This window comes from Neisseria subflava, assembly GCF_024205705.1.
GTDB classification, from domain to species: Bacteria; Pseudomonadota; Gammaproteobacteria; order Burkholderiales; family Neisseriaceae; genus Neisseria; species Neisseria subflava_D.
This window is the reverse complement of record NZ_CP073115.1, coordinates 2,372,347-2,398,473: the sequence shown is the minus strand read 5'-3', so window position 1 is coordinate 2,398,473 and position 26,127 is coordinate 2,372,347. Positions and strand designations below refer to the sequence as shown.

22 protein-coding genes, 1 other RNA gene and 2 pseudogenes are annotated in these 26,127 nt (G+C 50.9%); 17 read left to right on the top strand and 8 right to left on the bottom strand.

What is annotated here, in order from left to right:
- Nucleotides 1-549: 549 nt before the first annotated feature.
- Nucleotides 550-1,464: a UDP-3-O-acyl-N-acetylglucosamine deacetylase gene (lpxC, locus tag KCG54_RS11545; RefSeq protein ID WP_254324241.1), complete on the top strand. Its 915-nt coding sequence runs from the start codon at nucleotides 550-552 to the stop codon at nucleotides 1,462-1,464.
- A gap of 237 nt (nucleotides 1,465-1,701) precedes the next feature.
- On the opposite strand, the gene ggt is transcribed toward lpxC, so the two are convergent.
- Complete coding sequence (ggt, locus tag KCG54_RS11540; RefSeq protein WP_254324240.1) at nucleotides 1,702-3,471, bottom strand: gamma-glutamyltransferase; 1,770 nt, start codon at nucleotides 3,469-3,471, stop codon at nucleotides 1,702-1,704.
- A gap of 482 nt (nucleotides 3,472-3,953) precedes the next feature.
- Between ggt and gnd the strand changes: the two genes are divergently transcribed.
- The 3 genes from gnd (at nucleotide 3,954) to KCG54_RS11525 (ending at nucleotide 7,873) form a co-directional block, all read left to right on the top strand.
- Complete coding sequence (gene gnd / locus KCG54_RS11535; RefSeq protein ID WP_254324239.1) at nucleotides 3,954-5,402, top strand: decarboxylating NADP(+)-dependent phosphogluconate dehydrogenase; 1,449 nt, start codon at nucleotides 3,954-3,956, stop codon at nucleotides 5,400-5,402.
- Nucleotides 5,403-5,545: 143 nt separating this feature from the next.
- Nucleotides 5,546-6,393 (top strand): IS630 family transposase gene (locus KCG54_RS11530; protein WP_254324238.1). Its coding sequence is split into 2 segments (ribosomal slippage): nucleotides 5,546-5,861 and nucleotides 5,861-6,393, totalling 849 coding nucleotides; the frame shifts between segments, so codons are not numbered across the junction.
- Between the two features lie 1,012 nt (nucleotides 6,394-7,405).
- Nucleotides 7,406-7,873, top strand: a complete 468-nt coding sequence (locus tag KCG54_RS11525; protein WP_070822553.1) for a CinA family protein — start codon at nucleotides 7,406-7,408, stop codon at nucleotides 7,871-7,873.
- Nucleotides 7,874-7,951: 78 nt separating this feature from the next.
- Here KCG54_RS11525 and efeB read toward each other — a convergent pair whose 3' ends face one another.
- The 3 genes from efeB to efeU form a co-directional block, all read right to left on the bottom strand.
- Nucleotides 7,952-9,217 carry an iron uptake transporter deferrochelatase/peroxidase subunit gene (efeB, locus tag KCG54_RS11520; protein WP_254324237.1) on the bottom strand — a complete coding sequence of 422 codons (1,266 nt, stop codon included), beginning with the start codon at nucleotides 9,215-9,217 and terminating at the stop codon, nucleotides 7,952-7,954.
- 134 nt (nucleotides 9,218-9,351) lie between these two features.
- Complete coding sequence (efeO, locus tag KCG54_RS11515) at nucleotides 9,352-10,518, bottom strand: iron uptake system protein EfeO (RefSeq protein ID WP_049333129.1); 1,167 nt, start codon at nucleotides 10,516-10,518, stop codon at nucleotides 9,352-9,354.
- 12 nt (nucleotides 10,519-10,530) lie between these two features.
- A complete protein-coding gene (gene efeU / locus KCG54_RS11510; protein ID WP_049329350.1) occupies nucleotides 10,531-11,355 on the bottom strand; it encodes an iron uptake transporter permease EfeU in 825 nt (274 codons plus the stop codon).
- A 380-nt stretch (nucleotides 11,356-11,735) separates the two neighbouring features.
- Between efeU and KCG54_RS11505 the strand changes: the two are divergent.
- The 3 genes and pseudogenes from KCG54_RS11505 to KCG54_RS11495 all read left to right on the top strand — a co-directional run bounded on the left by KCG54_RS11505 (nucleotide 11,736) and on the right by KCG54_RS11495 (nucleotide 13,754).
- A pseudogene (locus KCG54_RS11505) lies at nucleotides 11,736-12,911 on the top strand (cytochrome-c peroxidase).
- Nucleotides 12,912-13,049: 138 nt separating this feature from the next.
- Nucleotides 13,050-13,379, top strand: a complete 330-nt coding sequence (locus tag KCG54_RS11500; RefSeq protein WP_094192864.1) for an FKBP-type peptidyl-prolyl cis-trans isomerase — start codon at nucleotides 13,050-13,052, stop codon at nucleotides 13,377-13,379.
- Nucleotides 13,380-13,505: 126 nt separating this feature from the next.
- A complete protein-coding gene (locus KCG54_RS11495) occupies nucleotides 13,506-13,754 on the top strand; it encodes a BolA family protein (protein WP_003686612.1) in 249 nt (82 codons plus the stop codon).
- 145 nt (nucleotides 13,755-13,899) lie between these two features.
- On the opposite strand, the gene KCG54_RS11490 is transcribed toward KCG54_RS11495, so the two are convergent.
- Nucleotides 13,900-14,694 carry a class I SAM-dependent methyltransferase gene (locus tag KCG54_RS11490; RefSeq protein ID WP_254325026.1) on the bottom strand — a complete coding sequence of 265 codons (795 nt, stop codon included), beginning with the start codon at nucleotides 14,692-14,694 and terminating at the stop codon, nucleotides 13,900-13,902.
- 55 nt (nucleotides 14,695-14,749) lie between these two features.
- A complete protein-coding gene (gene bioH, locus KCG54_RS11485; RefSeq protein ID WP_254324236.1) occupies nucleotides 14,750-15,496 on the bottom strand; it encodes a pimeloyl-ACP methyl ester esterase BioH in 747 nt (248 codons plus the stop codon).
- Here bioH and KCG54_RS11480 point away from each other — a divergent pair.
- From KCG54_RS11480 to KCG54_RS11445, 8 genes and pseudogenes are all read left to right on the top strand, one after another.
- Entirely contained in the window at nucleotides 15,495-16,211 is a 717-nt protein-coding gene (locus tag KCG54_RS11480) for a ComF family protein (protein ID WP_254324235.1), read from the top strand. The two genes, bioH and KCG54_RS11480, sit on opposite strands and share 2 nt — an antisense overlap.
- Nucleotides 16,212-16,275: 64 nt before the next feature.
- Complete coding sequence (trmL, locus tag KCG54_RS11475) at nucleotides 16,276-16,740, top strand: tRNA (uridine(34)/cytosine(34)/5-carboxymethylaminomethyluridine(34)-2'-O)-methyltransferase TrmL (RefSeq protein ID WP_070461542.1); 465 nt, start codon at nucleotides 16,276-16,278, stop codon at nucleotides 16,738-16,740.
- Nucleotides 16,741-16,789: 49 nt separating this feature from the next.
- Nucleotides 16,790-17,509: a septal ring lytic transglycosylase RlpA family protein gene (locus KCG54_RS11470; RefSeq protein ID WP_254324234.1), complete on the top strand. Its 720-nt coding sequence runs from the start codon at nucleotides 16,790-16,792 to the stop codon at nucleotides 17,507-17,509.
- 98 nt (nucleotides 17,510-17,607) lie between these two features.
- Nucleotides 17,608-18,192 carry a Holliday junction branch migration protein RuvA gene (ruvA, locus tag KCG54_RS11465; protein WP_254324233.1) on the top strand — a complete coding sequence of 195 codons (585 nt, stop codon included), beginning with the start codon at nucleotides 17,608-17,610 and terminating at the stop codon, nucleotides 18,190-18,192.
- Nucleotides 18,193-18,207: 15 nt separating this feature from the next.
- Nucleotides 18,208-18,441, top strand: a pseudogene (locus KCG54_RS11460) (methionine-binding protein).
- A 54-nt stretch (nucleotides 18,442-18,495) separates the two neighbouring features.
- Complete coding sequence (locus tag KCG54_RS11455; protein WP_254324232.1) at nucleotides 18,496-19,203, top strand: hypothetical protein; 708 nt, start codon at nucleotides 18,496-18,498, stop codon at nucleotides 19,201-19,203.
- Between the two features lie 53 nt (nucleotides 19,204-19,256).
- Nucleotides 19,257-19,618: RNase P RNA component class A (rnpB, locus tag KCG54_RS11450), an RNA gene on the top strand.
- A 204-nt stretch (nucleotides 19,619-19,822) separates the two neighbouring features.
- Entirely contained in the window at nucleotides 19,823-20,830 is a 1,008-nt protein-coding gene (locus KCG54_RS11445; protein WP_254324231.1) for an IS5 family transposase, read from the top strand.
- A gap of 369 nt (nucleotides 20,831-21,199) precedes the next feature.
- Here KCG54_RS11445 and nadC read toward each other — a convergent pair whose 3' ends face one another.
- Both nadC and KCG54_RS11435 read right to left on the bottom strand, forming a co-directional pair.
- On the bottom strand, nucleotides 21,200-22,081 hold the full coding sequence (gene nadC, locus KCG54_RS11440) for a carboxylating nicotinate-nucleotide diphosphorylase (RefSeq protein WP_254324230.1): 882 nt from the start codon (nucleotides 22,079-22,081) through the stop codon (nucleotides 21,200-21,202).
- 74 nt (nucleotides 22,082-22,155) lie between these two features.
- A complete protein-coding gene (locus KCG54_RS11435) occupies nucleotides 22,156-23,094 on the bottom strand; it encodes an NUDIX hydrolase (protein ID WP_254324229.1) in 939 nt (312 codons plus the stop codon).
- A gap of 156 nt (nucleotides 23,095-23,250) precedes the next feature.
- On the opposite strand from KCG54_RS11435, the gene nadA reads away from it, so the two are divergent.
- Together nadA and nadB are read left to right on the top strand one after the other, a co-directional pair.
- Complete coding sequence (gene nadA, locus KCG54_RS11430) at nucleotides 23,251-24,363, top strand: quinolinate synthase NadA (RefSeq protein ID WP_254324228.1); 1,113 nt, start codon at nucleotides 23,251-23,253, stop codon at nucleotides 24,361-24,363.
- Nucleotides 24,364-24,569: 206 nt separating this feature from the next.
- Nucleotides 24,570-26,078, top strand: a complete 1,509-nt coding sequence (gene nadB, locus KCG54_RS11425) for an L-aspartate oxidase (RefSeq protein WP_254324227.1) — start codon at nucleotides 24,570-24,572, stop codon at nucleotides 26,076-26,078.
- Nucleotides 26,079-26,127: the final 49 nt, after the last annotated feature.

The window sequence follows — 26,127 nt, the reverse complement described above, 5'->3', positions numbered from 1 at the left end:
TTGTTTGATTTAAATAAAGAAAACATGAAATTCTTGTTTGTAGGAAAATATCAGACAAATCGGATTAGTCCTGGTTTTTAATATTTTATTTCATAAAAACCATTTTCCAATTTTAAAATTTTCATAAGTTTATGGAAATCATGAACTTAGTTCTATTTCTCATATTTTGCCACTTTTGTGTTGATAACCCAATGTTTTCTTCAAGTCATAATATTTTAATTTTTAAAATGATGATTTTGATGAAGAACCAAACCATCTGTGGATAACAGAATAACTTTCTTTAAAACCAATTTGATAATTCCTTTTTATCTTTGAGGCCAACCTCAACTGAATGCCGGAATAAAAAAGGATAGAATCTTAGTTTTTCTATTTATCTGTGGATAAAACCCAAATTATCCATTTCAATTTCACATACTATTGTGGATAATTTAAATATTGAATTTCACCCCCGCAAAACATCCATATTGGCAAATACTATTAAAAATGATGGCTTGTTTTTTCCTTTTTAACGTATCATTTGCCCATCAGACTTTTTAAAAGGAAGCAATTATGCTGCAACGGACTTTAGCCAAATCAGTAAGCGTTACCGGCGTCGGCCTGCATTCGGGCGAAAGGGTCGCTCTGACTTTGCATCCTGCCGAAGAAAACAGCGGTATTTCGTTCCGCCGTACCGATTTAAGTGGGGAAATGGGTAAAATAATCAAATTGAATCCTTATTTGATCAACGATACCCGCCTCTCTTCAACCATCGTTACCGATAAAGGCGTGCGCATCGGCACGATTGAACACATTATGTCAGCTCTGTCTGCCTATGGCATCGACAATGCCTTGATTGAATTGAACGCGCCTGAAATTCCGATTATGGACGGCTCCAGCCTGCCGTTTATTTACCTTTTACAAGATGCAGGCGTGGTGGATCAAAAAGCCCAAAAACGTTTTTTAAAAATCCTCAAACCCGTTGAAATCAAAGAAACCGGAAAATGGGTACGCTTTACGCCTTATGACGGCTTTAAAGTTACTTTAACCATCGAATTTGACCATCCCGTATTCAACCGCAGCGCACCTACTTTCGAGATTGATTTTGCAGGAAAATCCTATATCGATGAGATTGCCCGCGCCCGTACCTTCGGCTTTATGCACGAAGTGGAAATGATGCGCGCCCACAATCTCGGACTGGGCGGCAATTTGAACAATGCCATCGTGATTGACGATATGGATGTTTTGAATCCGGAAGGTTTGCGCTATCCCGATGAATTTGTCCGCCACAAAATCCTTGATGCGATTGGCGATTTGTACATTGTCGGCCATCCGATTATCGGCGCGTTTGAAGGTTACAAATCAGGCCATGCCATCAATAATGCGCTGTTGCGTGCTGTTTTGGCAAATGAAAGCACTTACGAATGGGTTGAGTTTGCCGATGATGAAGACTTGCCCAGCGCTTTTCACGAGTTGCCGGCAGCCTGATAGAAAATAGATAAAACAGTCCAATGAAAAGGCCATCTGAACCTTTCAGACGGCCTAAATTATGTTATTTTCCACAAGTAATTATCCACATATTTATATCTTTTATCTTATTGAAAAATAAAAATATTAAAATTTAACGTTATTCTTATACACATCTTATACATATATTTTCCAAAACTAAAAAGGCCGTCTGAAACGAAGCTGTTCAGACGGCCTTTGCATGTCAAACCGACAATATCAATCGCCCATGACCTTGCCTTCACGACGCGGGTCGGCGCCGCCGAGCAAACCGTCTTTGCCGATCACAATGCCTTGTACGCCGGAATTCAAATCGCGGATTTGGACTTTGTAGCCCAATTTTTCCAACGCAGCCGCTTTATCCGCAGCCGCTGTTTTATCCTCAATCTCATACTGGCTGCCGCGATTGAGCATATTCGGCAGTGAAATTGCCGTCTGAATGTCCATACCCCAGTCGATATGCGCCACCAACGTTTTAGCAACGAAACCGATAATGCGGCTGCCACCCAGCGAACCGACCGCCATATAAGGTTTTCCGTCTTTCATCACAATGGTCGGCGCCATCGAAGAACGCGGACGTTTTCCACCGGCAACGCTGTTTGCCACCGTTTTACCATCCTCTCCAACAGGGTTGAAGGCAAAATCGGTTAATTCGTTGTTGAGCAGATAGCCGTTTGCCATCAGCCCCGAACCGAACGCGTTTTCAATCGAAGTCGTCATCGACACGACGTTGCCGTCTTTATCCACAACCACCAAATGGCTGGTGGACGGCAGCTCGACCGCCATACCCTGCGCGTATGCTTTGCCAAACTTGCCTGCCTGAATAGTTTCCAATGCCTTGTCAGCCTTGCGGATTTCTTCGGCACGCGGTTTCAAATAAGCCTGAGAAATCATGGCACGGGTCGGAACGTTTACAAACGCAGGATCGCCGACATAATAATCACGGTCGGCAAACGCAATCCGCGACGCATCGCCTATCCAGCGCCAACTGTGGATATTTTCCGCGCCCAACGCCTTCATATCCTGATTTTGCAATACGCCCAAAATCTGCCCCAAAGCGATTGCGCCCGAACTTGGCGCGCCCATGCCGCAAACTTCATATTCACGATACGGTGCACAAACCGGTTGACGCTCGATAACTTGATAGTTTTTCAAATCCGCCATGCTGATTTTGCCGGGATTATCCACAGCACCGGTAACGGCACGAACAATATTCTGCGCCTGCATTCCCTGATAAAACGGCGCACTGCCTTTTTCCGCCAACAGGCGCACAGAACGCGCAAATTCAGGATTTTTCAAAACCGTTCCCGCAGCCAAAGGTTTGCCGTCGGGTAAGAAATAGGCAGCAGTTTGCGGATAACGTTGCAAGGGTTCCAAATTTTGTTCGATGGATTTCGCCATACGCGGAGAAACAGCAAAACCCTGTTCCGCCAAAGTAATCGGTTTTTCAAACAAACTTGCCCACGGCAATTTTCCGTAACGCTTGTGGACATCTTCGAGCAGCTTCGGAATCCCCGGCACACCGACCGAACGGCCGCCGACCACAGCTTTCATAAAGCCCATCGGTTTGCCGTTTTCGTCCAAGAAAAGCCCCGGCGTTGCCGCTTTCGGCGCCGTTTCTCGGGCATCAAACGTTGTCAGCTTTTTCGCCTTATTGTCCCAATACACCAAAAACGCGCCGCCGCCCAATCCGGAAGACTGCGGCTCAACCAGTCCCAAAGTTGTCTGCATGGCAACCATCGCATCTATCGCACTGCCGCCGCGCTTCAAAATTTCATAACCGGCTTCAGTTGCCAGCGGATTGGCAGACGCCGCCATATAATGTTTGGCGCGGATTAATTTCTGCTCCGTCAGCCCCGTCCCTTGCTCCGGCGCATGGTTATCCATAGATATGGAGGGCAGGGCAACTTGAGGCTTTTGAATCGGCTGTTGCGCACAAGCGGCCAAAATTAAAACAGATAACAGGTTAATACTAAAGGAAAACTTCATATGCATACCCTTATTGACATATTTTCAGATGGCCTTTTCCCAGCTTAAATAAAAGGAAATATGAAAATAGCTTGAAATAAAAAACAATTTGACTATTTCTTTAGTCAATCAGTTCCGACTGAAGAAGTATAAAACAAGCTAAGATTGTGCACAGGCAAAAAGTTACCCACAGAATGAAGCAGTAGGAAAAATTTATCCACATCTGCAAACAAGGCCGACCTTACTTTATCCTCATCAAAAAATATCAGCTAAGTATTTGAAAATTTTTTGTAATCAAAGTTATCAACAAGCTGGGGCAGTACTCAATATCATCTTCTATTTATTATTTAAAATCTAATTTATAGTTTGTTTTCTCAAAGGCAAAGGCCGTCTGAAACGTAAAGGCATCTTTTCAAAAAATTAAAAAGTTAAGGATTGTTAAAAAGTTGTAAATCAGCTAGAGTTACGCTTGATAAATTTAATCAATAACGGAGTTTCACCAAATGAAAGGCGACATTGGCGTAATCGGCCTTGCCGTAATGGGGCAAAACCTGATTCTCAACATGAACGACAACGGCTTTAAAGTTGTTGCATACAACCGGACGACTAGCAAAGTAGATGATTTTTTAAACGGCGCAGCCAAAAATACTAATATTATCGGCGCATATTCACTGCAAGATCTGGTTGATAAATTAGAAAAACCACGCAAAATCATGATGATGGTTCGCGCTGGTTCTGTTGTTGACGATTTTATCGAGCAACTCGTTCCACTTTTGGATGAAGGTGACATCATTATTGACGGCGGCAACGCCAACTATCCCGATTCCACCCGCCGCACCCACGAGCTGGCGGCAAAAGGCATCCGTTTTATCGGCGCGGGCGTGTCCGGCGGCGAAGAAGGCGCGCGTCACGGCCCGTCTATCATGCCTGGCGGCGATGAAGTCGCATGGCCTGCTGTTAAGCCTATTTTCCAAGCCATCTCCGCCAAAACGCCTCAAGGCGAGCCTTGCTGCGACTGGGTCGGTCGCGATGGTGCGGGCCACTTCGTCAAAATGGTGCACAACGGCATTGAATACGGCGACATGCAGTTGATTTGCGAAGCGTACCAATTCATGAAAGATGGTTTGGGTCTGTCTTATGACGAAATGCACCAAATCTTCAACGAGTGGAACAAAACCGAACTGGATTCTTATCTGGTCGAAATTACCGCTGCGATTTTGGGTTACAGAGATGAAAACGGCGAACCTTTGGTCGAAAAAATCCTTGATACCGCAGGTCAAAAAGGTACAGGCAAGTGGACCGGCATCAATGCCCTCGATTTGGGTATTCCGTTAACCTTGATTTCCGAAGCCGTATTTGCACGTTGCGTGTCCGCGTTTAAAGACCAACGCGCCCAAGCAAACAGCCTGTTTGGTAAAACCATTACCCCGATTGAAGGCGACAAAGCCGCATGGGTGGATGCTTTGCGCCAAGCCCTGTTGGCATCCAAAATCATTTCTTATGCACAAGGCTTTATGCTGATCCGCGAAGCCAGCGAAAACAACGATTGGGCATTGAATTACGGCAATACCGCCCTCTTGTGGCGCGAAGGTTGTATCATCCGCAGCGCGTTCTTGGGCAACATCCGCGACGCATACGAAGCCAATCCTGATTTGATCTTCTTGGGTTCCGATCCTTATTTCAAAGGCGTGTTGGAAACCTGTCTGCCTGCATGGCGTAAAGTGGTGGCCAAAGCGATCGAGTGCGGTATTCCGATGCCTTGCATGGCTTCTGCAATTACCTTCCTTGACGGCTACACTTCCGAGCGCCTGCCTGCCAACCTGCTGCAAGCGCAACGCGACTACTTCGGCGCGCACACTTACGAGCGTACCGACAAACCGCGCGGCGAGTTCTTCCATACCAACTGGACAGGCAAGGGCGGCGATACCGCTTCAACCACATACGATATTTAATTTGCCTGGGCAAACAAAAGGCCGTCTGAGTATTTCAGACGGCCTTTTTATAGGGTTATCCACAATAAAGAACGAAACGATTTAACCTATTTATAGTCAATTAAAAACAAAATAGTACAATACTCAACTTTGAAGGTCTAACCATGGCATATTCTACGGACTTAAGAAACAAAGCTTTAAACTATTACGAACAATGCAAAAACATCAGCCAAACCGCAGCAACGTTTAACTTGTCAAGAAACACGCTTTACCTGTGGATTCGCCTTAAAAAACAAACAGGCAGCCTAAAACATCAAGTTACCGGTCTAAATGCCGTCAAATTGGATAGGCAAAAACTGGCTCAATATGTTGAGCAACACCAGGATGCCTATCTGCATGAAATCGCTAAATATTTTGATTGTACGCCAGCCGCCGTTTGCTATGCACTCAAACAGATGGGGATGACGCGAAAAAAAAGACCACCACTTACAAAGAACAAGACCCGGCCAAAGTAACGCATTATTTGACACAGCTGGCCGAATTTTCCGACTACCAACGTGTTTATTTGGATGAAACAGGATTTGACCGCTACCTGTTCCGTCCCTATGCCCGCAGCCTAAAAGGGCAAATAGTGAAAGCGCAGATAAGTGGAAAAAGATACCGACGCTTATCTCTGGTGTCCGCACAAGTCGGCAACCGGCTGATTGCTCCGATGGTTTATCAAAATACGATGACCGGAGTCTTTTTTGAAGCGTGGTTTCAGCAATGCCTACAGCCCACATTGACTCAAAAATCGGTGATTATTTTAGATAATGCACGATTTCACCGTATGGGTGTCTTACGGGAAATGGCGGAAAAATTGGGACATAAGGTATTGCCTCTTGCACCTTATTCACCTGAGCTCAACCCGATTGAGAAGGTGTGGGCGAATATTAAGCGGTATCTGAGAACCGTTTTGTCTGATTACGCTCGATTTGACGATGCACTATTATCCTATTTTGATTTTAATTAACTATAATAGATAACTTTATGAAATAAATAAAGATTAATAAAGGTCTCTAATCAGGTATTCAAGGGGATTAAGGGGGATTTGGGTAGAATCAGTGGATATTTGAAACAAAAACAGCCGAAAATCTTTGTTTGGATCTCGGCTGTCGGGGGAAAAGGAATTTTGCAAAGGTCTCAGACTATAAGACCTCTAAATGGCGTACCACCTTTCAAGCTTTACCATATTATAAAATTTTACAAAGTGGTACTGTTCTTTTTGTCAGTGTTCCGAATCCCTAAACGAAAAATTATCATGACACATTATCATTAGGGTACGGGTCTTATCATTAGTCTGTGGTCGGGCGAAGAGGGTAAATTTCTAGCCGATGTTGTTCTACACACAGGCAACTGCTGCAGCGCATTGCTGTGATATTCCATGTCGTTATCCGAGTAGGTACACTTAGTATACGGACAGCAGTCCAATAATATCGCAGCCTGTCTTGGCTGAAGTACGGTTAGTTAAATAGCCACATACAGTTTTCGAGAATTATCATCAATAACGATAAATAGATAATCCTTTGGATCGGTTATTTTTGATTTTGCAATAAAGGCAGCCATTTGGTGTTTCACCATTTCTTTAGGATAGTATTTGTTATGGAGTTTGGCCTGTTTTTTAAGTTTTTCCTCGATAGTTTTCTCAACTTTAGCTAACCGCTTTATATCGTATTTTTCTTGTTTGAATTGATTGTTGGTGCTGTTTTGTGGTGTAAATAGTAAGGGTACGGTAGATGGTTACGCTGCTTTGGTATTATCGGGACAGATAAGTAACAGTGATTTTATTCTGTATATAGGCTCGTCAAACGGCTTGACGTTGGTGAGGTGAGGTGAGGTGTGGGTATTTTTGTGGATGTTCATGGTATTATTGTTTTTCGAATACTGAAAAAAAAATGCTAGAATTTCTTACATCTTAAGCCTCTCTGAAACATAAGCAGGTTAAACTTTCACCTAAATCTCACCCTTTTACATAAGGAGCCGCCATGTCCCATCTGCAAACCATCGCCGAACACCTGACCAGCCGCCGTCAAACCGTTACCTGCGCCGAGTCCTGCACCGGCGGCCTGCTTGCAGGTGCGCTGACCTCACTCTCCGGCAGCTCGCAATGGTTTCATCAAAGCTTCGTCACATACAGCAACCAAGCCAAACAAGACCGCCTCGGCGTCATGCCTGACACCTTGCTGAAACACGGTGCGGTCAGCCGCGAGACCGTCTATGAAATGGCACGCGGCGCAAAAGCCGTGGCACAAGCGGATTACGCCTTGAGTATTTCCGGCATCGCCGGCCCTAGCGGCGGCAGCGCGGCCAAACCGGTCGGCACAGTCTGGTTCGGCCTGGCCACGCCCGAAGGTTCGTTTGAGCAAACCGCGCTTTTCACAGGCGACCGTGAAGCAGTAAGGGCGCAAGCCGTCGAATATGCATTGGCTTTCTTGGCGGAACATTTGGTTTGATAGAAAAAACTCAGGCCGTCTGAAATCTGGAAATCAGGTTTCAGACGGCCTTTTTATCTATTCAAACCATCAGCGGATTTATATGCCTAAAAGCTCTTTGCCGAGGAAGCTGCCTTTTTCGACACCCGGCAGAACGAAGAAATAGCCACCGCCAAACGGGCTGATGTATTCCTCCAGCGGCTCGCCGTTGAGCAGGTTTTGCACGAAGATGAAGCCGTCGGCAAGGTTGGCCTGATAGCAGATGAACACCAAGCCGACATCGAGTTGGCCGTTGGCGGCTAGGCCGCGCGAGTAGTTGAAGGCGCGGCGGTAGAGCAGGTGTTTTTTCATGAACTCAGGATCGCGCGGATTGGCAATGCGCATATGGCTGTCTTTGGGCGTGATTTTGCCGTCTGGGTCTTTGGCAAAATCGGCGGTGTCGCCCTCTTTTTTACCGTCCATGGGCGCGCCGCTGTATTTGCGCCGACCGAAAATATCGGTTTGTTCCTGCATTGGGGTGCGGTCCCAAAACTCGACAAAGTGGCGGATGAGGCGGACGGCCTGATAGCTGCCGTTTTTCGTCCATGCCGGTTCGTCCAAGCTGTTGGCGGCAACGCCCGTCCACAGGACTTGATCGGCGACTTTGGGATCTTCGACTTTTGGATTGCCGGAGCCGTCGCGGAAACCTAAAAGGTTGCGCGCGGCAATGGCGCCGGGTTCGGCTTTAGGGAGCCAACCGTCTATGCTCCAACGGATCACGGCGAACTGGGCGGTATTTTTGATGATGTCGCGCAGGGCGGCTTGGCAGGTTTCGGGGGAAAACGCGCAAATTTGCAGGCTGAGGTCGCCGTCGCACCAAGATTTTTGGAGTTTGTCGTTGGGGAAGTCGCGCATTTCCTGCAGGTGTTTCGGCTTTTTGTCTTTGAGGCCGAAGCGGTCGTCAAAAAGGCTGCTGCCGACGCCGACGGTAACTGTCAGCCCGTCGGGACGGAATTGTTTGCCGAGAATGCCGCTGCCTGCAGGCGGGAGTTTGTCGTCGCCGTCTTGGTATTCGCCGCCTTGGGTGAGGAATTCGATGCGGGCGGTCAGGGCGCGGAACAGGTTTTCAAGTTGTTTGGCGTCTTTGGCGGTAACATCAAAGGCACACATGATGCCGAAGAGCTGGTGTGGCGTAACGATGCCTGCCTGATGCTCGCCGTAACACGGATAGGCCAGCTCGGAATGTTGGTTGTTTTGGGTCTCGGCGGCGGATTCGCCTTGTTTTTTACCGGCAAAATAACCGGCAACGCCGATGGCGCCGGCGGCAAGGGCAGTTTTGAAAAGGGTTCGTTTTTCGGGTTGTGCCGGTTGTTTGTTTTGGCTCATGGTCTGCTCCTTGGCAGGGAACGGAAAGATTGCAATCGTGTGAAGTAAGGTCGGTTTTCAAGCATATTTGTGTGAGCGACAATAAGATTTAGACGGCCTTTCAATATCCAAAGGCCGTCTGAAAACGCGTTATCTTATTTCAAACCCAAAATGCCGCGCAGTTTGGCCAAATCTTCTGCCAAGGCATTAATCGGCGCCTGCAGGGCTTTACGGTCTTCTTCGCTCAGTTTGTCGTACAGCTCGAAGCCGTCTTGTTTTTTGTATTTCGCCAAAATGTCTTCAACCTGTTTGAAGTTGGCATCGGTTTTTTCCAACAACGCTTTGTCTTTGGCTTCAATCAGCGGACGGAACAAATCAACGATTTTTTTGGAGCCTTCCACATTGGCTTGGAAGTCGCTCAGGTCGGTATGACTGTAACGGTCTTCTTCGCCGCTGATTTTACTGCCCGCTACTTCTTCAATCAGTTCGGACGCGCCGCCGACCACCTTACCCGGAGGGAACGCTAATGCGTCGATTTCTTTTTGCAGGGCTTCGACATCGGTCATCAGTTTCGCTGCAATTTCCTTCACGCCGGAAACGTCTTTTTCTACCCAAAGGGCGTGTTCGATACGGTGGAAGCCGGTAAACCCGGCATCTTTCGCACCGTCTTTGAAGTCGTCTTCACGCGCATCGATGACGGGGTCGAGTTCGCTGAAAAGCTCGGCAATCGGTTCGATACGTTCGTAATGGACGCGGGTGGCGGCAAACAGGGATTTGGCCTTTTCAATGTCTCCGGCTTTGACGGCTTCGGTAAAGGTTTTGGTTTTCGCCACCAGCTCTTTAACCTCGCCTTGAACGTAAGCTTTATAGTCGGCGAGCGGTTGGGACAGTTTTTCCAAATCCGCTTCGTTGGCAGTGTCTTTGAAGCCGCTGTCGGTAACAATCAGCTTACCGCGCGGATTGGTCAACAGGCCGCAAGTCATTTCATATTCGCCCGGCAGCAGGGTAACGGTCATTTTGTCGGATAAACCCGGGGCAATGTTTTCACGTTCGTCCACCACCATCACGCCTTTCAGGATTTCCCATTCCAGCTTGCGGCCGCTGTCGTTTTTAATGTTGAACACGACTTGGCCGCTGGGGACGGTCAATTCCATCGGTTCGCAGGCAGTATCGTTCACACCGATATTGACCGAACCATCGGCATTGGCGGCAGCGGATGCGCCTGAAGCGGCAGGCGCGGCTTTTTCGGCTTCAGGCGGCTGACACGCGGTCAAACCCAGAGCCAGCATTACAGACAAAGCAGTCAGATTAAATTTTTTCATTTTACTTCCTTCTTATTTAGTTAACGTTTTTGCCGGCGCGCTGCCGCGCAAAAACCAAATCATGACGGGAACCAGATACAGCAGCCAAATCAGGACTTCGCCTTCGGTCGGATGGTCGGTATAGCCGAAGAAACCGCCGAGCAGCACGCCTAAAGGGCTGTCTTCATGCAAATATTTCGAGGTGTCGAAAGCGATGTCCTGCATCGCATTCCATACGCCTGCCTCATGCAGCGCGCGAAACGAACCGGCCAGCAGACCGGCCGCCACCACAATCAAAAACGCGCCCGTCCAACGGAAAAACTTCGCCAAGTTCAGGCGCATACCGCCCTGATAAATCAGCGTACCGATGACAACCGCCGCCAACAGCCCCAACACCGCGCCTATCGGCATAGACCATGTCGGGCTTTGCTGGAACACGGCAAGCAGGAAAAACACGCTTTCCAAACCTTCGCGCGCCACGGCCAAAAACGCCATGCCGACCAAGGCCCAGCCCTGGCCGCTGCCGTGGTTCAAGGCCGACTGAACAGAATCCTGAAGATGCTGTTTCATCGAACGTGCGGCCTTTTTCATCCACAAAATCATGTACGTCAACATCGCCACAGCCACCAGGCCGATAACGCCGACCACCAATTCCTGTTCTTTTTGCGGAATCTCGCCCGTAACGGAATGAATGCCGTAACCGATACCCAAACACATGGCCGCAGCCAAAAACACGCCCAGCCAAACCTTCGGCATCAGCTCGCTGTGTCCCGACTGTTTCAAAAAACTGGCAACAATGCCGACGATCAGGGCAGCTTCGATGCCCTCGCGTAGCATAATCAATAAAGCAATCAGCATAAAAAACTCTAAAGTGAAACGTTTATCTGTTAACGCATTTATAACGCTTTACGCTTAATAACGCAAATTATTTTCATTTTTAATAACCCTATATTTATTAAGATTTTTTAAAAGAAAATAACGAACGTAATCAATAAAAACTAAAAGGCCGTCTGAATTTTATTTTTTCAGACGGCCTTAAAAACAGTAACTAATTGTAAATAAATAATAAAAAAGTTCCATAGTATAAAATTCTCTATCAGTTATATTTTCAAAATTTATCAAATTTAAAAGGTTGATTTACAACAAAAATTAAAACCGCCTTATCTTTTATAGTTGGCATATTGCTGGTGCAATCAGCAATCCATGACATAACAAACGCATAACAAAGGAACCCTCCTATGCCACGTTTAAAACTCCACCAAATCGCTTTGGCTTTGGCCGTTTCTGCCGCGCTGACCGCCTGCGGCGAGAAAACGGCTCAAACAACCGAAACCCCTCAAGCGGCTTCTGCCGCGAGCGCTGCCGATGCTGCCGCAAGCACCGCCGCCGTTTCTGCACCTCAAAATTCCGCCGATATTTCTGCCGAAGACAAAGCCCTGTTGGAACGCGCGCAAGCTACGTTCAAACCTTTGCCTGACTTAGCCTAAATGCAAAAAGTCCGTCCGTTTACCGAAGAACAGGTCAAACTCGGCCAACAACTTTGGTACGAAAACCGCCTGTCCAAAGGCAACACCGTCAGCTGTAACTCTTGCCACAACTTGGCAACTGCCGGCGTAGACAACATGCCGACCAGCGCGGGCCACAAAAGCCAATTCGGCGGCCGTAATTCCCCGACTGCTCTGAATGCCGCCTTGTTGGGCAGCCAATTCTGGGATGGCCGTGCAGCCGATGTGGAAGAACAAGCCGGCGGCCCATTGCTCAACCCTGTTGAAATGGCCAACGCGACCGAGGCCGATGCTGTTGCCAAAATCGCCGGTATTCCTGAATACCAAGAGAAATTCAAAGCCGCATTCCCTGAAGACGGCGCGGTTTCCTTCAAAAACATCACCACCGCATTGGGCGCGTTTGAACGTACCCTGCTGACCCCGACCCGTTGGGACGACTACCTGAAAGGCAACGTATCTGCCCTGAGCGAACAAGAACGCAAAGGCGTACGCGCATTTATGGACAACGGCTGTATCGCTTGTCACAGTGGCGTCAACTTGGGCGGTGCCATGTTCCAAAAATTCGGTTTGGTGGATGGTCCTTACTGGAAACACATCGACGATCCTAAACACGACAAAGGCCGTGCGGACGTAACCAAAAAAGCCGAAGACGAATTCTTCTTCCGTGTTCCAGGCTTGAGAAACGTTGAGCGCACCTACCCATACTTCCACAACGGCAGCGTTTGGGAATTGGATAAAGCCGTCAACATCATGGCGAAAGCTCAATTGGGTAAAACTCTGGCTCCGGAAGAAACTGAAAACATCGTTGCCTTCTTGAAAGCCCTCTCCGGCAATGTTCCAGAGTCTGCCCGAACCATGCCTGAGCTGCCCGTCTCCCACGATGTCAAATCCCAACCTGACAACAAATAAGGGTTAGCATAAAACAAGGCCGTCTGAAAATCCGTTTCAGACGGCCTTTTTGTTGCCGGCCATATGGGCGCATTTGTTTCACGATTCCACACAATATGGTAATCTTGAGCCGATTTTCACCATACATCCGAAAGGAACATCATGAGCCTGATTATTGAAGACTTGCAAGAAGGCCACGGCAAAGAAGCCGTCAAAGGCAAAGAAATCACCGTACATTACACCGGTTGGTTGGAAGACGGTACCAAATTCGACTCCAGCCTCGACCGCCGTCAACCGCTGACCATCACTCTGGGCGTCGGCCAAGTGATTAAAGGTTGGGACGAAGGCTTCGGCGGCATGAAAGAAGGCGGCAAACGCAAGCTGACCATTCCTTCCGAAATGGGCTACGGCGCACACGGTGCCGGCGGCGTGATTCCTCCGCACGCAACCTTGATTTTTGAAGTCGAGTTGCTGAAAGTGTACGAATAAGCATTTGACGCTTCAAAAGACCGAGGCCGTCTGAAACCCGAAGTTTGGTTTTTCAGACGGCCTGTTTTTATCAAGATTCGGTATAATGCCCTCTTTTACAAGCAAACCATTTCCCAAGGAACCCCCATGCTTTTACCCGAACAAGTCAAAACCCTGATTGAAGGTGTTACCCCTTGCGAACACGTCGAAGTTGAAGGCGACGGCCATCACTTCTTCGCCGTAATCGTTTCCTCCTCATTTGAAGGCAAAGCCCGCCTCGCCCGCCACCGCCTGATTAAAGACGGCCTCAAGCCGCAACTCGAAAGCAACGAATTGCACGCGCTGTCGATTTCCGTTGCCGCCACTCCGGCCGAATGGGCGGCCAAACAGGCTTAATTTGGAATCAAACAAAAGGCCGTCTGAAAACTTTTCAGACGGCCTTTTTCATACATATTAATCAGCGCAGGCAATCGATACAAACGCCAAACCGCATTCCACAATACGCAATCGCGGTGTAAATCCTACCGGCACGACCCCCAAACTAGCCCTGCCGTTTCGGGAAAAACTGCACCACGTTCTCTCCTTGCGGCAACACCAATTTCTTCACGGCATGACCGTACACGGTTTCAAGCGTGATGTTCAGACGGCCTTCGTTGGCAAAAATCTTATCCACACATTCCTTGGCCGCTTGCGGATTGCTGAACTTCAACGCATTCCACAATCCCAAGGTTTCCATGTCCTGCCAAAACGTCCCGGCTTTTTTATAGCTCAACTCAAGCTTGGCCGTGTCGGTTACCGGATCGTAAAAGCCGTTGTCGGCGAGCATATCGCCCAAGTCGTGCATATCAATCAGCGTGGGCGCTTCGCATTCGATGCCTTCATGGTTCAGACGGCTTGTCAGCCCGGTCAGGCTGTCGCGGCCAAAGTGCGTGAAAAACAATAATCCGTCGGTTTTCAAAGCAGCGGCCCAGTTTTTCAATACCGGCAAAATATCGTCGGCGCGGCTGAGGCTGAGGTTGGCCCACAACATATCGGCGGATGCTTCGGGCAACGGCGCGGTCAGGGCTTGGCAATGCTGCGGAATGGTTTTGCCGGTCAGTTTCTGCCAAAAACCGCCTTTGCGCGCGACTGCGGCGGTTTTCAAAAAATCGGCATTCGGATCGTATTCTTCAAACACGGCGTGGGGATAACGCGCGGCCAGCAGGCTGCGGCTGATGTCGGCATCGGCACCAATCAGCATGATGCGTTTAGGTACATTGCGGACCAGCTGCAGGCGCTCGTCGGTGTCCTGGGCGAGATGGCGGTGAATCTGCCAGCGTTTGTCTTGTTCGGTCATAGTGGGTCGTGTCAGCGGGCTTTGCCCGACAATGTTTTTATGGTTGAAGGCTGTTTCAGACGGCCTTTTCGACAAAATTGCGGTAGATTTCGGCAAATTCGTCGGCATGGCTTAAAAAGGGCGCGTGTGCGGCTTTGTCGATAAGAACCAGCTCGCTATTGCTCAAATGGCGGTGTAAATATTCGCCCATGCACGGCGGCGTGATAGCGTCTTTCTGTCCAAACACCAGCAGTGACGGCGTTTGAATCAGCGGCAACAGCGGACGCGCGTCGGCATGGTTGACCGCTTCAAGCGCGGCCTGTAAGGCGGAAGGCGTGCCGCAGCGCGCCAAATCGGGCAACACCCGGTTTAAGATTTCGCCGGAATGCGGCGTGTGCAGCAGTTGCAGTTGTAGAAACTGTTTAATATGTTTGGCATAATCCTGCTGGAATGCGCCGACCATCTTGCCCAAGGCAGGTTGCGCCAAGCCTTCGGGATAATCCGTGTCGGCAGTCAATCGGGCAAAACTTGCCGTCAGGCAGAGCGATTGGATTTTGTCGGGATAAAGCGCGGTCAGATACAGGGCAACCAGTCCGCCCAGCGACCAGCCGAGAATGTGTGCCGGCGTGTCGATTTGTCCGGCGAAGGCTTCGGCAACGGTGGCAATATCAAACGGTTCGGCAAAAGGCGCATCGCCGTGTCCGGGCAAATCAAGCGCGCGGACGTCCCAATCGGCAGGCAGGCGCGGTATCAAATCGTCGAATACATGGCGGTTCGCCGCCCAACCGTGTATCAGATAAACTTTTTTGGCGGAGTGTGGCATGAATGTTCTTTCTTGGTGGCGCAGTTTGAAACAGCTCAATGCGCGACGTTGCGTATTATGCCACGATTCCGTTTCAGACGGCCTTTGCCGAGGCTGCGCAAATGATTTGACGGAATATTTTATCGACGCGGCACAAAGCTGCCCTTTGTGTTTCCGCCATGTCGCGGGCGGGGCAGTGTGCGGCAGTTGTCAGAAAAAGCCGCCCGCATTTGATAGAATGTGGGCCTCACTGTATTACGAACCGCCCGTCAGCAGCATGATACGCGAGCTGAAACACTTGGCCGATTTGGGCATGAGCCAGCCGTTGGCGGATTTAATGTGCCAAAACGCACCGGACTGGCTGGCGACGGAACACTTCGATTTTGTCCTGCCCATGCCTTTGAGCAAAGAGCGGCGGCTCAAGCGCGGATTCAACCAAAGCGAGGCGTTGACGGATATTTTGGCAAAACGCTACGGCTGGACGCTGCTGCCGCGCCACGCGGTTTTCAGACGGCATGGCGAGCCGCAAAGTACGCTGAAAAGCGACGAACGTCGGCGAAATATCAAGAATGCATTTAAAATCAAAGCCGAATTGCCGAAGGCGTGTAATATTCTGTTAATTGATGATGTCTTCACCACCGGCTCGACTTTAAACGAATTGGCGAAAACGCTGAAAAAATCAGGCGCAGGTAAGATTTTTTGCTGGAGCTTGGCGCGGCCGCCAATGAAAAAATAGCTTAAAGTTTTTGACACCCATGGAACATTTCGGCATTATGCCATTCTATAAGTGATTGATTTATATGTTTACCATAGTTTTGTACCAACCTGAAATCCCGCCCAATACGGGCAATATCATCCGCCTGTGCGCCAATACCGGTGCCGATTTGCACTTGGTCAAGCCGCTTGGGTTTCCACTGGATTCGTCCAAAATGAAACGCGCGGGTTTGGATTATCACGAGTTTGCCAAACTGACGGTACATGAGAATTTCGATGATTGCCTCAAGGCCCTTGAAGGCCGCCGCATTTTCGCGCTGACCACCAAAGGCTCTACCCGCCCCGACGAAGTTTCCTTCCGCGAAGGCGACGTGTTGCTGTTTGGTCCCGAAACACGCGGCCTGCCTGCCGAAGTTCTCGACAGCCTGCCTGCCGGACAAAAAATCCGCCTGCCGATGATGCCCGACAGCAGGAGCATGAATCTTTCCAATACCGTCGCCGTGATTTTATTTGAAGCATGGCGACAAAACGGTTTTGCCGGCGGCGTATAACAGGCTGTCTGAAAACCGCTGCGTTATCAACTCAAGAACGGAACCCGTTTTGACTTTTACTAAAAAAACCCTCCTTTCCTTAGCCGCCGCCACCATCGGCGTCCTCTCCATCAATGCCGCCGTCGCCGACAGCGTGGTCCGAGTCGAAAAACTGCATCCTTCTGCCAACCGCAGTTACAAAGTTGCCGGCAAACGCTACACGCCGCTGACCAAAGTTTCCTCTTTCAGCCAAACCGGCAAAGCCTCATGGTACGGCAACCAGTTCCACGGCCGTAAAACTTCCAGCGGCGAACGTTACAATATGAACGCCCTCTCCGCCGCCCACAAAACCCTCCCTATTCCCAGCTACGCACGCGTGACCAATATGCAAAACGGCAAAAGCGTCATCGTCCGTGTCAACGACCGCGGCCCTTTCCACGGCAACCGCGTTATCGATGTTTCCAAAGCCGCCGCCCAACAATTGGGTTTCATCAACCAAGGCACGGCCAACGTCAAAGTTGAGCAGATCATCCCCGGCCAAACCGCCGCTCAAACCATTGTTTCCCCAAACAACAAAGAATTTTTTGTTGATTTGAAATCCTTCGGTACCCAACGCGAAGCACAGGCTTATCTGAACCAAGCCGCACAAAGCCTGCCGTCAGACAGCAAAGTCATGCTGGAAAAACGCAACTACGAATACGTTGTCAAAATGGGTCCGTTCAGCAGCCAAGAACGTGCCGCCGAAGCAGGCGAACGCGCCCGTCATCTGAACCTAGCATCCGCCATCTGATTTCGTCCGCGTTACCGCTGAAGTTTGATACAATACAAGGCCGTCTGAAACCCGATTGCAAGGTTTCAGACGGCCTTTTTTAATCACAGGGGAACACCATGATCAGCAGGCTCACAGGCAAATTGATTGAGAAAAATCCGCCGCAGGTCGTTATCGACGTCAACGGCGTCGGTTATGAAGCCGACGTTTCCATGCAGACTTTCTACAACCTACCCTCCGTTGGCGAAACCGTCCATCTCTACACCCAGCTTGTCGTCCGCGAAGACGCGCATTTGCTGTTTGGTTTCGCCTCAGCCGAGGAACGCGCCACCTTCCGCCAACTGGTCAAAGTCAGCGGCATCGGTGCTAAAACCGCATTGGGCATTTTGTCGGCCATGAATGCCGACGAGCTGGCGCAAGCCGTCGCCGAAGAAGACGTCAAACGCCTCTCCTCCGCCCCCGGTATCGGCAAGAAAACCGCCGAGCGCATGGTATTGGAACTGCGCGGCAAACTCGTGTCCCATACCGTTTCAGACGGCCTGTTTGCCCCTGATGCCGTTACCGATGAAAGCCAAGACATCATCAACACCCTGCTTGCCCTCGGTTATAACGAACGCGAAGCCAAAGCCGCCACCAAAAGCATTCCCAAAGGCACGGAAGTCGGCGAAGGCGTGCGCCTGGCCTTGAAAAACCTGCTCAAATAAGAGGCCGTCTGAAACATGAAGGCATTGGCACTGAGCATCACCCTCTTTCTCAGCGCGTGTGTCTATACCGAGACTCCGTATGGGCGCACCGCTGTCTTGGACCTGCCCGTCCACTAGCAAACCACCGTCAACAAAACCGTGACCATCAACGCCCCGCCCGGGACGACCGTCATTTACCAAGACAACCAACCCGTTCACAACCATCCGGCTTATCCCGTCTATCCGCGCCGGGTTTATCATTATCGATAAACAACGCTGACCGTTTGAAACCATATATTCAGACGGCCTGTTGAGAGACCAACCATGAAATACATCCTTCCCCTGCTTTTACTCCTGAGCGCCTGCACACGGGACACCAAGACCACGGATGCCGCATCCGCCCCCAAAACACACGGCTTTGCACACCGCCTGACCGAAGGCGAAAAACTACTGACCCAAGCCCTCATCAAACAAGACCTCGCCGCCTACTTCAAACACGAAACCGGCGGCGCATTTGCCGAACAAGCCCCCTTATTCTCGGCCCAACAACTTGCCGAACAGAAAAACATCCCCAAAAACGATGCCATCGGCGTTTACGGCAAAATCATCAAAGCCCAAGGCCGCACCGCCTGGCTGCAAACCGACAAGCAAACCCTCAAACTCGATTTGGCCGAACCGCTGCAAGAAGCTCAAGGCGAAGTTACCCTTGTCTGCCAACACGAAAACACCGCATTCCAAGACTGCCAAACAGAAGAAAACTTCGCCCGACGCTTTACCGAACAAATTTTCTCGGCGGTCGAGTCCGGACGCGTATCCGCCCAAACAGACGCACCGGCCGAAGAAATCATGGCCGGCCGCCTCATCCCGTTTTTAAGTGCCGCCAGCGACTTTACCGGCAACTTCAAAGCCTGCGCCACCACCATGACCGAATACTGCACCAGCCGCCTGGCACGCGAAATGCCCGAATCCGCAGTCCGCAAAAAAGCACAGGAATTGGGTTTGACCGAAATAGCATTTAAAAAGAAAAAATAAATATTTAGGCCGTCTGAACCCTATGGCGGCTGTGTTATAATCCGCACCTCATACAGGTCGGACAGACAGTCGCCGCGTATCGTGTAAGGCATACGGGGAGGAAAGTCCGGGCTCCATAGAGCAGAATGCCGGCTAACGGCCGGGCGCGGTAACGCGACGGAAAGTGGAACAGAAAGCAATACCGCCGATGATTGCCTTCGGGCAAAACAGGTAAGGGTGAAAAGGTGCGGTAAGAGCGCACCGTGCATTTGGTAACAAAGCGCAGCAGGCTAAACCCCATTCGGAGCAAGACCAAACAGAACGCGATGACGCTGCTCGCCGAGCGTTCGGGTAGGTTGCTTGAGCACACCAGCAATGATGTGCCTAGAGGAATGACTGTCCGCGACAGAACCCGGCTTACCGTCCGAGCTGTATGTCCCCATACCGCGGCAGGTTTTAAAAACCTGCCGCATTTTTATAGAAATAAAAAGGCTGAGACCTTTGTAAAATCCTCTAAATTACTATCAAGCACACTTAGGGGCATTAGCACCCTTTTTTCAGTAAATTTACATAAGCCGAGACCTTTGCAAAATTCCCCAAAATCCCCTAAATTCCCACTAAGACATTTAGGGGATTTTCCATGAGCACCTTCTTCCAGCAAACCGCCCAAGCCATGATTGCCAAACACATCGACCGTTTCCCACTATTGAAGTTGGATCAGGTGATTGATTGGCAACCGATCGAACAATACCTGAATCGTCAAAAAACCCGTTACCTTCGAGACCACCGCGGCCGTCCCGCCTATCCCCTGTTGTCCATGTTCAAAGCCGTCCTGCTCGGCCAATGGCACAGCCTCTCCGATCCCGAACTCGAACACAGCCTCATCACCCGCATCGATTTCAACCTGTTTTGCCGTTTTGACGAACTGAGCATCCCCGATTACAGCACCTTATGCCGCTACCGCAACTGGCTGGCGCAAGACGACACCCTGTCCGAATTGCTGGAACTGATTAACCGCCAACTGACCGAAAAAAACCTAAAAATAGAGAAAGCATCCGCCGCCGTCATTGACGCCACCATTATTCAGACCGCCGGCAGCAAACAGCGTCAGGCCATAGAAGTCGATGAAGAAGGACAAGTCAGCGGACAAACCACACCGAGTAAAGACAGCGATGCCCGCTGGACAAAGAAAAACGGTTTATACAGACTCGGTTACAAACAACATACCCGCACCGATGAGGAAGGCTATATCGAGAAACTGCATATTACCCCCGCCAACGCCCATGAGTGCAAACAGTTGTCGCCTTTATTGGAAGGTCTGCCCGAAGGTACGACCGTCTATGCCGACAAAGGCTATGACAGTGAAGAAAACCGGCAACATCTGGAAGAGCATCGGCTGCTGGACGGCATTATGCGCAAAGCACACCGTAACCATCCGCTGACGGAAGCGCAAACCAAACGCAACCGGTATTTGTCGAAGACCCGTTATGTGGTCGAACAAAGCTTTGGTACGCTGCACCGTAAATTCCGCTATGCCCGGGCAGCCTATTTCGGGCTGGTTAAAGTAAGTGCACAAAGCCATCTGAAGGCGATGTGTTTGAACCTTTTGAAAGCCGCCAACAGGCTAAGTGCGCCTGTTGCCGCCTAAAAGGCGGCCGGATGCCTGATTAATCAGGTATCCAAGGAGGATTAAGAGGGTATTTGAGTAGAATCAGTGGATATTTGAAACAAAAACAGCCGAAAACCTGTGTTTGGATTTCGGCTGTCGGAAAGAAAGGAATTTTGCAAAGGTCTCAAGCCATACTTGTCAAGCACATCGACCATTTACCCTTATTGAAGTTGGAGTAGATATTTGGTTAGCAGTTGATCGAGCACTCCCTGAATCATCAAAGAACTCGTTACATTAGAGACCTCTACAGCCGTCCTACCTATCTCTTCTTATCCTTTTCAAAGCCACCCTGCTAATAGCACAGCTTGAGACCTGTACCTTTATAGGCAATCGTTGTATTTTTGGAATTCACGCCACGAAATCCAAACCTATGTCCAACGAGCGGCTGCTGTGGGTCAGATAGCCGAGGGCGATGCCGTCCACGCCGGTTTGTGCCACGCGCTTCAGGCGGTCGAAGCCGATGCCGCCCGATGCTTCGCAATAGACGGTGTGGGGATGGGCGGTTTGCGTGTGGCAGCGGTTTGTCGCTTCTTTCAAGGTTTCGTCATTCATGTTGTCCAGCAAAATCCGTTCCGCGCCCGCCGCGATGGCTTCGTCCAGTTGTGCCAGCGTGTCCACTTCGATTTCCACGCAGGTCAACGGTCCGACCGCCTGCTTTGCCTGCCGTACGGCTTGGGCGATGCTGTCACAATAGGCAAGATGGTTGTCTTTGATGAGGATGGCGTCGTCCAAGCCCATGCGGTGGTTCACGCCGCCACCTGCTCTAACGGCGTATTTTTGCAGGACGCGAAGCAGTGGGATGGTTTTGCGGCTGCACACGATGTCTGTACCGTATTCGGCGACTTCGGCAACGGCACGCGCGGTGGCGGTGGCGATGCCGCTTAAGTGCGTGAGGTAGTTGAGCGCGGTGCGTTCGGCGGCGAGCAGCGCACGGGCGTTGCCTTCGACGGCGGCAAGCGTCTGACCTGCGCGGACGGCTTGTCCGTCTTGGATTTTGATTTGGAAACGGACGGACTGATTCATCGTCTGAAAGGCAAGACGCGCCAAATCCATGCCTGCTATTACGCCGTCTTCACGACTGATCAGGAAAAGTTTGGCAGTTTTATCGGGCGCTATAACGGCTGCGGACGTAATATCACCTCGCCTGCCCAGATCTTCGCTCAAGGCTTGTTCTACCATGGGGCGCAACAGGGTATCGGGGAGAGGAAGAAGATTGTTTTCAGACGACATGAAGGTTCCTTTGTTGAAAAATATTGATATTGCCCGATGGGGCAAAATTTAATTTGAAGCCGTCTGAAAATCAGTTAGCGGCTACCCAGCGGCAGTCCGATATCAGAAATCAGCTGATCGGGCAGAACGTCATCTCGGAAGCGGTAAAGCTGTGCAGGACGGCCTTTACTGCCTGATACGCCGGTATCCGACGGCTCGATGAGGTTTTGCTGCTGAATCTGGCGGCGGAAATTTTGCTTATGCAACAATCTGCCGCTGATGGCTTCGACGCTGTTTTGCAGTTGTAGCAGTGTGAATTCGGGCGGCATCAGTTCAAAAATCACGGGGCGGTATTTGATTTTGGCTCGTAGGCGTGATAAGGCTGTCGCCAGTACGCGGCGGTGGTCGTGGCGCATAGGCTGCCCCGTGAGTGCGAAGTTGAAGTTTTCCTGAGGCTCGGCTGCTTCCGCTATCAGGCCGCTTTCGTATAGCATTTCATAGCGTTGCAAAACGTATTCTTCCGACCAATTTTCAGGTTCTACCCCCCAGCACAAATGAATGCGCTTGAGCCACTTTTGGCGCACTTCCTCCGTATCCGCCGAGTTTGCCCAAATGCGCAGGCAGCTGACGATGGCGTCGCGCTGTCCGCCGTCGGTGCGCAAATCTTCCCACGGAAAATAGCCGTAGAAGTCCTGCCATTTTGCGTCGGGGTGCAGGATGCTGTCGGCTGCCTCGCGCACCAGCCCCAGATAACTGACGTACAAGACAGGCAGGCCTTGCTTGTTTTGACGGCGCGTATCGACAAAGGTGTAAAGCTGTTCCACATAGCCCATAGGCTGTGATGTCTGTTTGGCAACCCACATCCTGACTCCTGCTTGCAAGGAGTGGCGAAACGGTGCAAGCAGGCCATTGGGTAATAGCTCTCCTTTGGCAACTGTCAAAACCCTCAAGCTGCCGTTTGTAATGGCGATCAGTACAGGAACCAGCTCGACGATACTTTGCGTATTGGCTGCTGTTTCAGGATAGGCATCCATGCGTGGCTTTCATTCAAGAGAAAACCTTATTGTAAACCAAAGCGGTTTTCGGACGACCTTGCATATTATACTCAAGTTGAGCATAATATAAAAATATTTCAAAATATAAACGGCAAATCTTTATGCCGTCTGAAAAACCAGCCATAAGGAAGTCTCATGCAAACCGCCGCCCGCCGCTCGTTCGATTACGATATGCCCCTCATCCAAACGCCGACTTCTGCCTGCCAAATCCGTCAGGCGTGGGCGAAGGTTGCCGACACGCCCGACCGCGAGACGGCAGGTCGTCTGAAAGACGAAATCAAGGCTTTGCTGAAGGAGAAAAACGCGGTCTTGGTGGCGCATTATTATGTTGATCCGCTGATTCAGGATTTGGCTTTGGAAACAGGCGGATGCGTGGGAGATTCGCTGGAAATGGCACGTTTCGGCGCGGAACACGAAGCCGATACATTGGTGGTGGCGGGTGTGCGATTTATGGGCGAGAGCGCGAAAATCCTCTGCCCTGAAAAAACAGTGCTGATGCCTGATTTGGAAGCAGAATGTTCTTTGGATTTGGGTTGCCCGGAAGAGGCGTTTTCGGCGTTTTGCGACCAACATCCCGACCGCACAGTGGTGGTGTACGCCAACACTTCCGCCGCCGTGAAAGCGCGTGCTGACTGGGTGGTAACGTCTTCGGTGGCGTTGGAAATCGTGTCGTATTTGAAATCGCGCGGCGAGAAGCTGATTTGGGGGCCCGACCGCCACCTCGGCGACTACATCCGCCGCGAAACGGGCGCGGATATGCTGTTGTGGCAGGGTTCGTGCATCGTCCATAACGAATTCAAAGGGCAGGAACTGGCGGCGTTGAAGGTGGAGCATCCCGACGCGGTGGTGCTGGTTCATCCTGAATCGCCGCAAAGCGTCATCGAACTGGGCGACGTGGTCGGCTCGACCAGCAAACTGCTCAAGGCCGCCGTATCGCGTCCTGAAAAAAAATTCATCGTGGCGACCGATTTGGGCATCCTGCACGAAATGCAAAAGCAGGCACCCGACAAAGAATTTATCGCCGCACCGACTGCGGGCAACGGCGGAAGCTGCAAAAGCTGCGCGTTCTGCCCGTGGATGGCGATGAATTCGCTGGGCGGCATCAAATACGCCCTGACAAGCGGACACAACGAAATTCTGTTGGACAGAAAGCTGGGCGAAGCCGCCAAACTGCCTTTGCAGCGTATGCTCGACTTCGCGGCAGGACTGAAGAAAAAAGATGTGTTCAACGGCATGGGCCCCGCCTGATTTGCCGTCCGCATTTATAGTGGATTAACAAAAATCAGGACAAGGCGACGAAGTCGCAGACAGTACAAATAGTACGGAATCGATTCACTTGGTGCTTGAGCACCTTAGAGAATCGTTCTCTTTGAGCTAAGGCGAGGCAACGCCGTACTGGTTTAAATTTAATCCACTATACCGTTTCAGACGACCTTTCAAACAAGGACAACACCATGCAAACCGATTGCGACGTATTGATTGCCGGAAACGGGCTGGCGGCACTGACGCTCGCCCTGTCGCTGCCTGAATCGTTCCGCATCGTCATTTTGTGCAAAAACCGGCTGGACGACACCGCCAGCCGTCATGCGCAAGGCGGGATTGCGGCGGCGTGGTCGAGAGAGGACGACATCGAAAAACACGTTGCCGATACTTTGGAAGTGGGCGCGGGTTTGTGCGACGAAGTCGCCGTCCACGCCATCCTGTCGCAAGGCAAACCGGCAATCGAATGGCTGCTGGCACAAGGCGTGGCGTTCGACCGGAGTCATAACGACCTGCACCTGACGCGCGAAGGCGGGCATACCTGCCGCCGAATCGCCCACGTCGCCGACTACACGGGCGAAGCCGTCATGCAGAGCCTGATTGCCCAAATACGCCGCCGCCCGAACATCCGCGTTTGCGAACAGCAGATGGCATTGGACATCCAAACCGAATCAGGCGCAGCGTGCGGACTGACCGTCCTCGACCGCCGAACGCAAGCAACCTACAGCATCCGCGCCAGCCATACCATACTCGCAGGCGGCGGCTTGGGACAGATTTACGCCGCCACTACCACGCCGCCCGAATGCACGGGCGACGCCATCGCTATGGCGATACGCGCAGGCTGCGCAGTCGAAAACCTCGAATTTATCCAATTCCACCCCACAGGCTTGGCAAGGCCGTCTGAAAACGGCCGCACCTTCCTGATTTCCGAAGCCGTGCGCGGCGAAGGCGGCATCCTGACCAACCAATCGGGCGAACGGTTTATGCCGCATTACGACCGCCGCGCCGAACTCGCACCGCGCGACATCGTTGCCCGCTCCATCGCCGCCGAAATCGCCAAGCAAACGCAAGACTTCGTCTCACTCGATATCAGCCATCAACCCGCAACGTTCGTCCGCCGGCATTTCCCGTCTATCCATCGGCACTGCCTGTCCCAATGCGGTTTGGACATCACGCGCCAAGCCATCCCCGTCCGCCCCGTGCAACACTACACCTGCGGCGGCATCCAAACTGACCCCAGCGGCAGAACCTCCCTGCCGCAGCTCTACGCCTTGGGCGAGACCGCCTGCACAGGATTGCACGGAGCCAACCGCCTCGCCAGCAACTCCCTGCTCGAATGCGTCGTTACCGCCAGACTTGCCGCCCAAACCATCGCGGATGGTCAAGCGTTCCAAACCAAACCATTCCAAAGGCCGTCTGAAAGCCCCTCTGCCGAAACAGACATCTTTTCAGACGGCCTCCAAAACACATTCAGCCGCCCCGTCCTGCAAACGTTCAACCAACGTCATCTGGGTATCCTACGCAACGATACCGGCCTGCGCCGCGCCATCGCCCAACTGCAGCTTTGGAAGCAAAACCAAGCCGAGCCATACACCGCGTCTGAATACGAAAACCGCAACCTGCTCGAATGCAGCCTCGCCGTCGCCCAAGCCGCATACAGGCGGAGACAGAACATCGGAGCACATTTTAATAGTGAATTGTAAGGTTTGAGACCTTTGCAAAATCCCCTAAATTCCCACCAAGACATTTAGG

Excerpts from the sequence above, each read along its gene's own strand:
- ggt (WP_254324240.1), bottom strand. The coding sequence starts at position 3,471 with ATGAAGTTTTCCTTTAGTATTAACCTGTTATCTGTTTTAATTTTGGCC.
- nadA (WP_254324228.1), top strand. The coding sequence starts at position 23,251 with ATGCAAACCGCCGCCCGCCGCTCGTTCGATTACGATATGCCCCTCATC.
- KCG54_RS11490 (WP_254325026.1), bottom strand. The coding sequence starts at position 14,694 with ATGACCGAACAAGACAAACGCTGGCAGATTCACCGCCATCTCGCCCAG.
- KCG54_RS11445 (WP_254324231.1), top strand. The coding sequence starts at position 19,823 with ATGAGCACCTTCTTCCAGCAAACCGCCCAAGCCATGATTGCCAAACAC.
- gnd (WP_254324239.1), top strand. The coding sequence starts at position 3,954 with ATGAAAGGCGACATTGGCGTAATCGGCCTTGCCGTAATGGGGCAAAAC.
- KCG54_RS11435 (WP_254324229.1), bottom strand. The coding sequence starts at position 23,094 with ATGGATGCCTATCCTGAAACAGCAGCCAATACGCAAAGTATCGTCGAG.
- bioH (WP_254324236.1), bottom strand. The coding sequence starts at position 15,496 with ATGCCACACTCCGCCAAAAAAGTTTATCTGATACACGGTTGGGCGGCG.
- efeB (WP_254324237.1), bottom strand. The coding sequence starts at position 9,217 with ATGAGCCAAAACAAACAACCGGCACAACCCGAAAAACGAACCCTTTTC.
- ruvA (WP_254324233.1), top strand. The coding sequence starts at position 17,608 with ATGATCAGCAGGCTCACAGGCAAATTGATTGAGAAAAATCCGCCGCAG.
- efeO (WP_049333129.1), bottom strand. The coding sequence starts at position 10,518 with ATGAAAAAATTTAATCTGACTGCTTTGTCTGTAATGCTGGCTCTGGGT.
- KCG54_RS11480 (WP_254324235.1), top strand. The coding sequence starts at position 15,495 with ATGAATGTTCTTTCTTGGTGGCGCAGTTTGAAACAGCTCAATGCGCGA.
- KCG54_RS11525 (WP_070822553.1), top strand. The coding sequence starts at position 7,406 with ATGTCCCATCTGCAAACCATCGCCGAACACCTGACCAGCCGCCGTCAA.
- trmL (WP_070461542.1), top strand. The coding sequence starts at position 16,276 with ATGTTTACCATAGTTTTGTACCAACCTGAAATCCCGCCCAATACGGGC.
- nadC (WP_254324230.1), bottom strand. The coding sequence starts at position 22,081 with ATGTCGTCTGAAAACAATCTTCTTCCTCTCCCCGATACCCTGTTGCGC.
- efeU (WP_049329350.1), bottom strand. The coding sequence starts at position 11,355 with ATGCTGATTGCTTTATTGATTATGCTACGCGAGGGCATCGAAGCTGCC.
- lpxC (WP_254324241.1), top strand. The coding sequence starts at position 550 with ATGCTGCAACGGACTTTAGCCAAATCAGTAAGCGTTACCGGCGTCGGC.
- nadB (WP_254324227.1), top strand. The coding sequence starts at position 24,570 with ATGCAAACCGATTGCGACGTATTGATTGCCGGAAACGGGCTGGCGGCA.
- KCG54_RS11495 (WP_003686612.1), top strand. The coding sequence starts at position 13,506 with ATGCTTTTACCCGAACAAGTCAAAACCCTGATTGAAGGTGTTACCCCT.
- KCG54_RS11455 (WP_254324232.1), top strand. The coding sequence starts at position 18,496 with ATGAAATACATCCTTCCCCTGCTTTTACTCCTGAGCGCCTGCACACGG.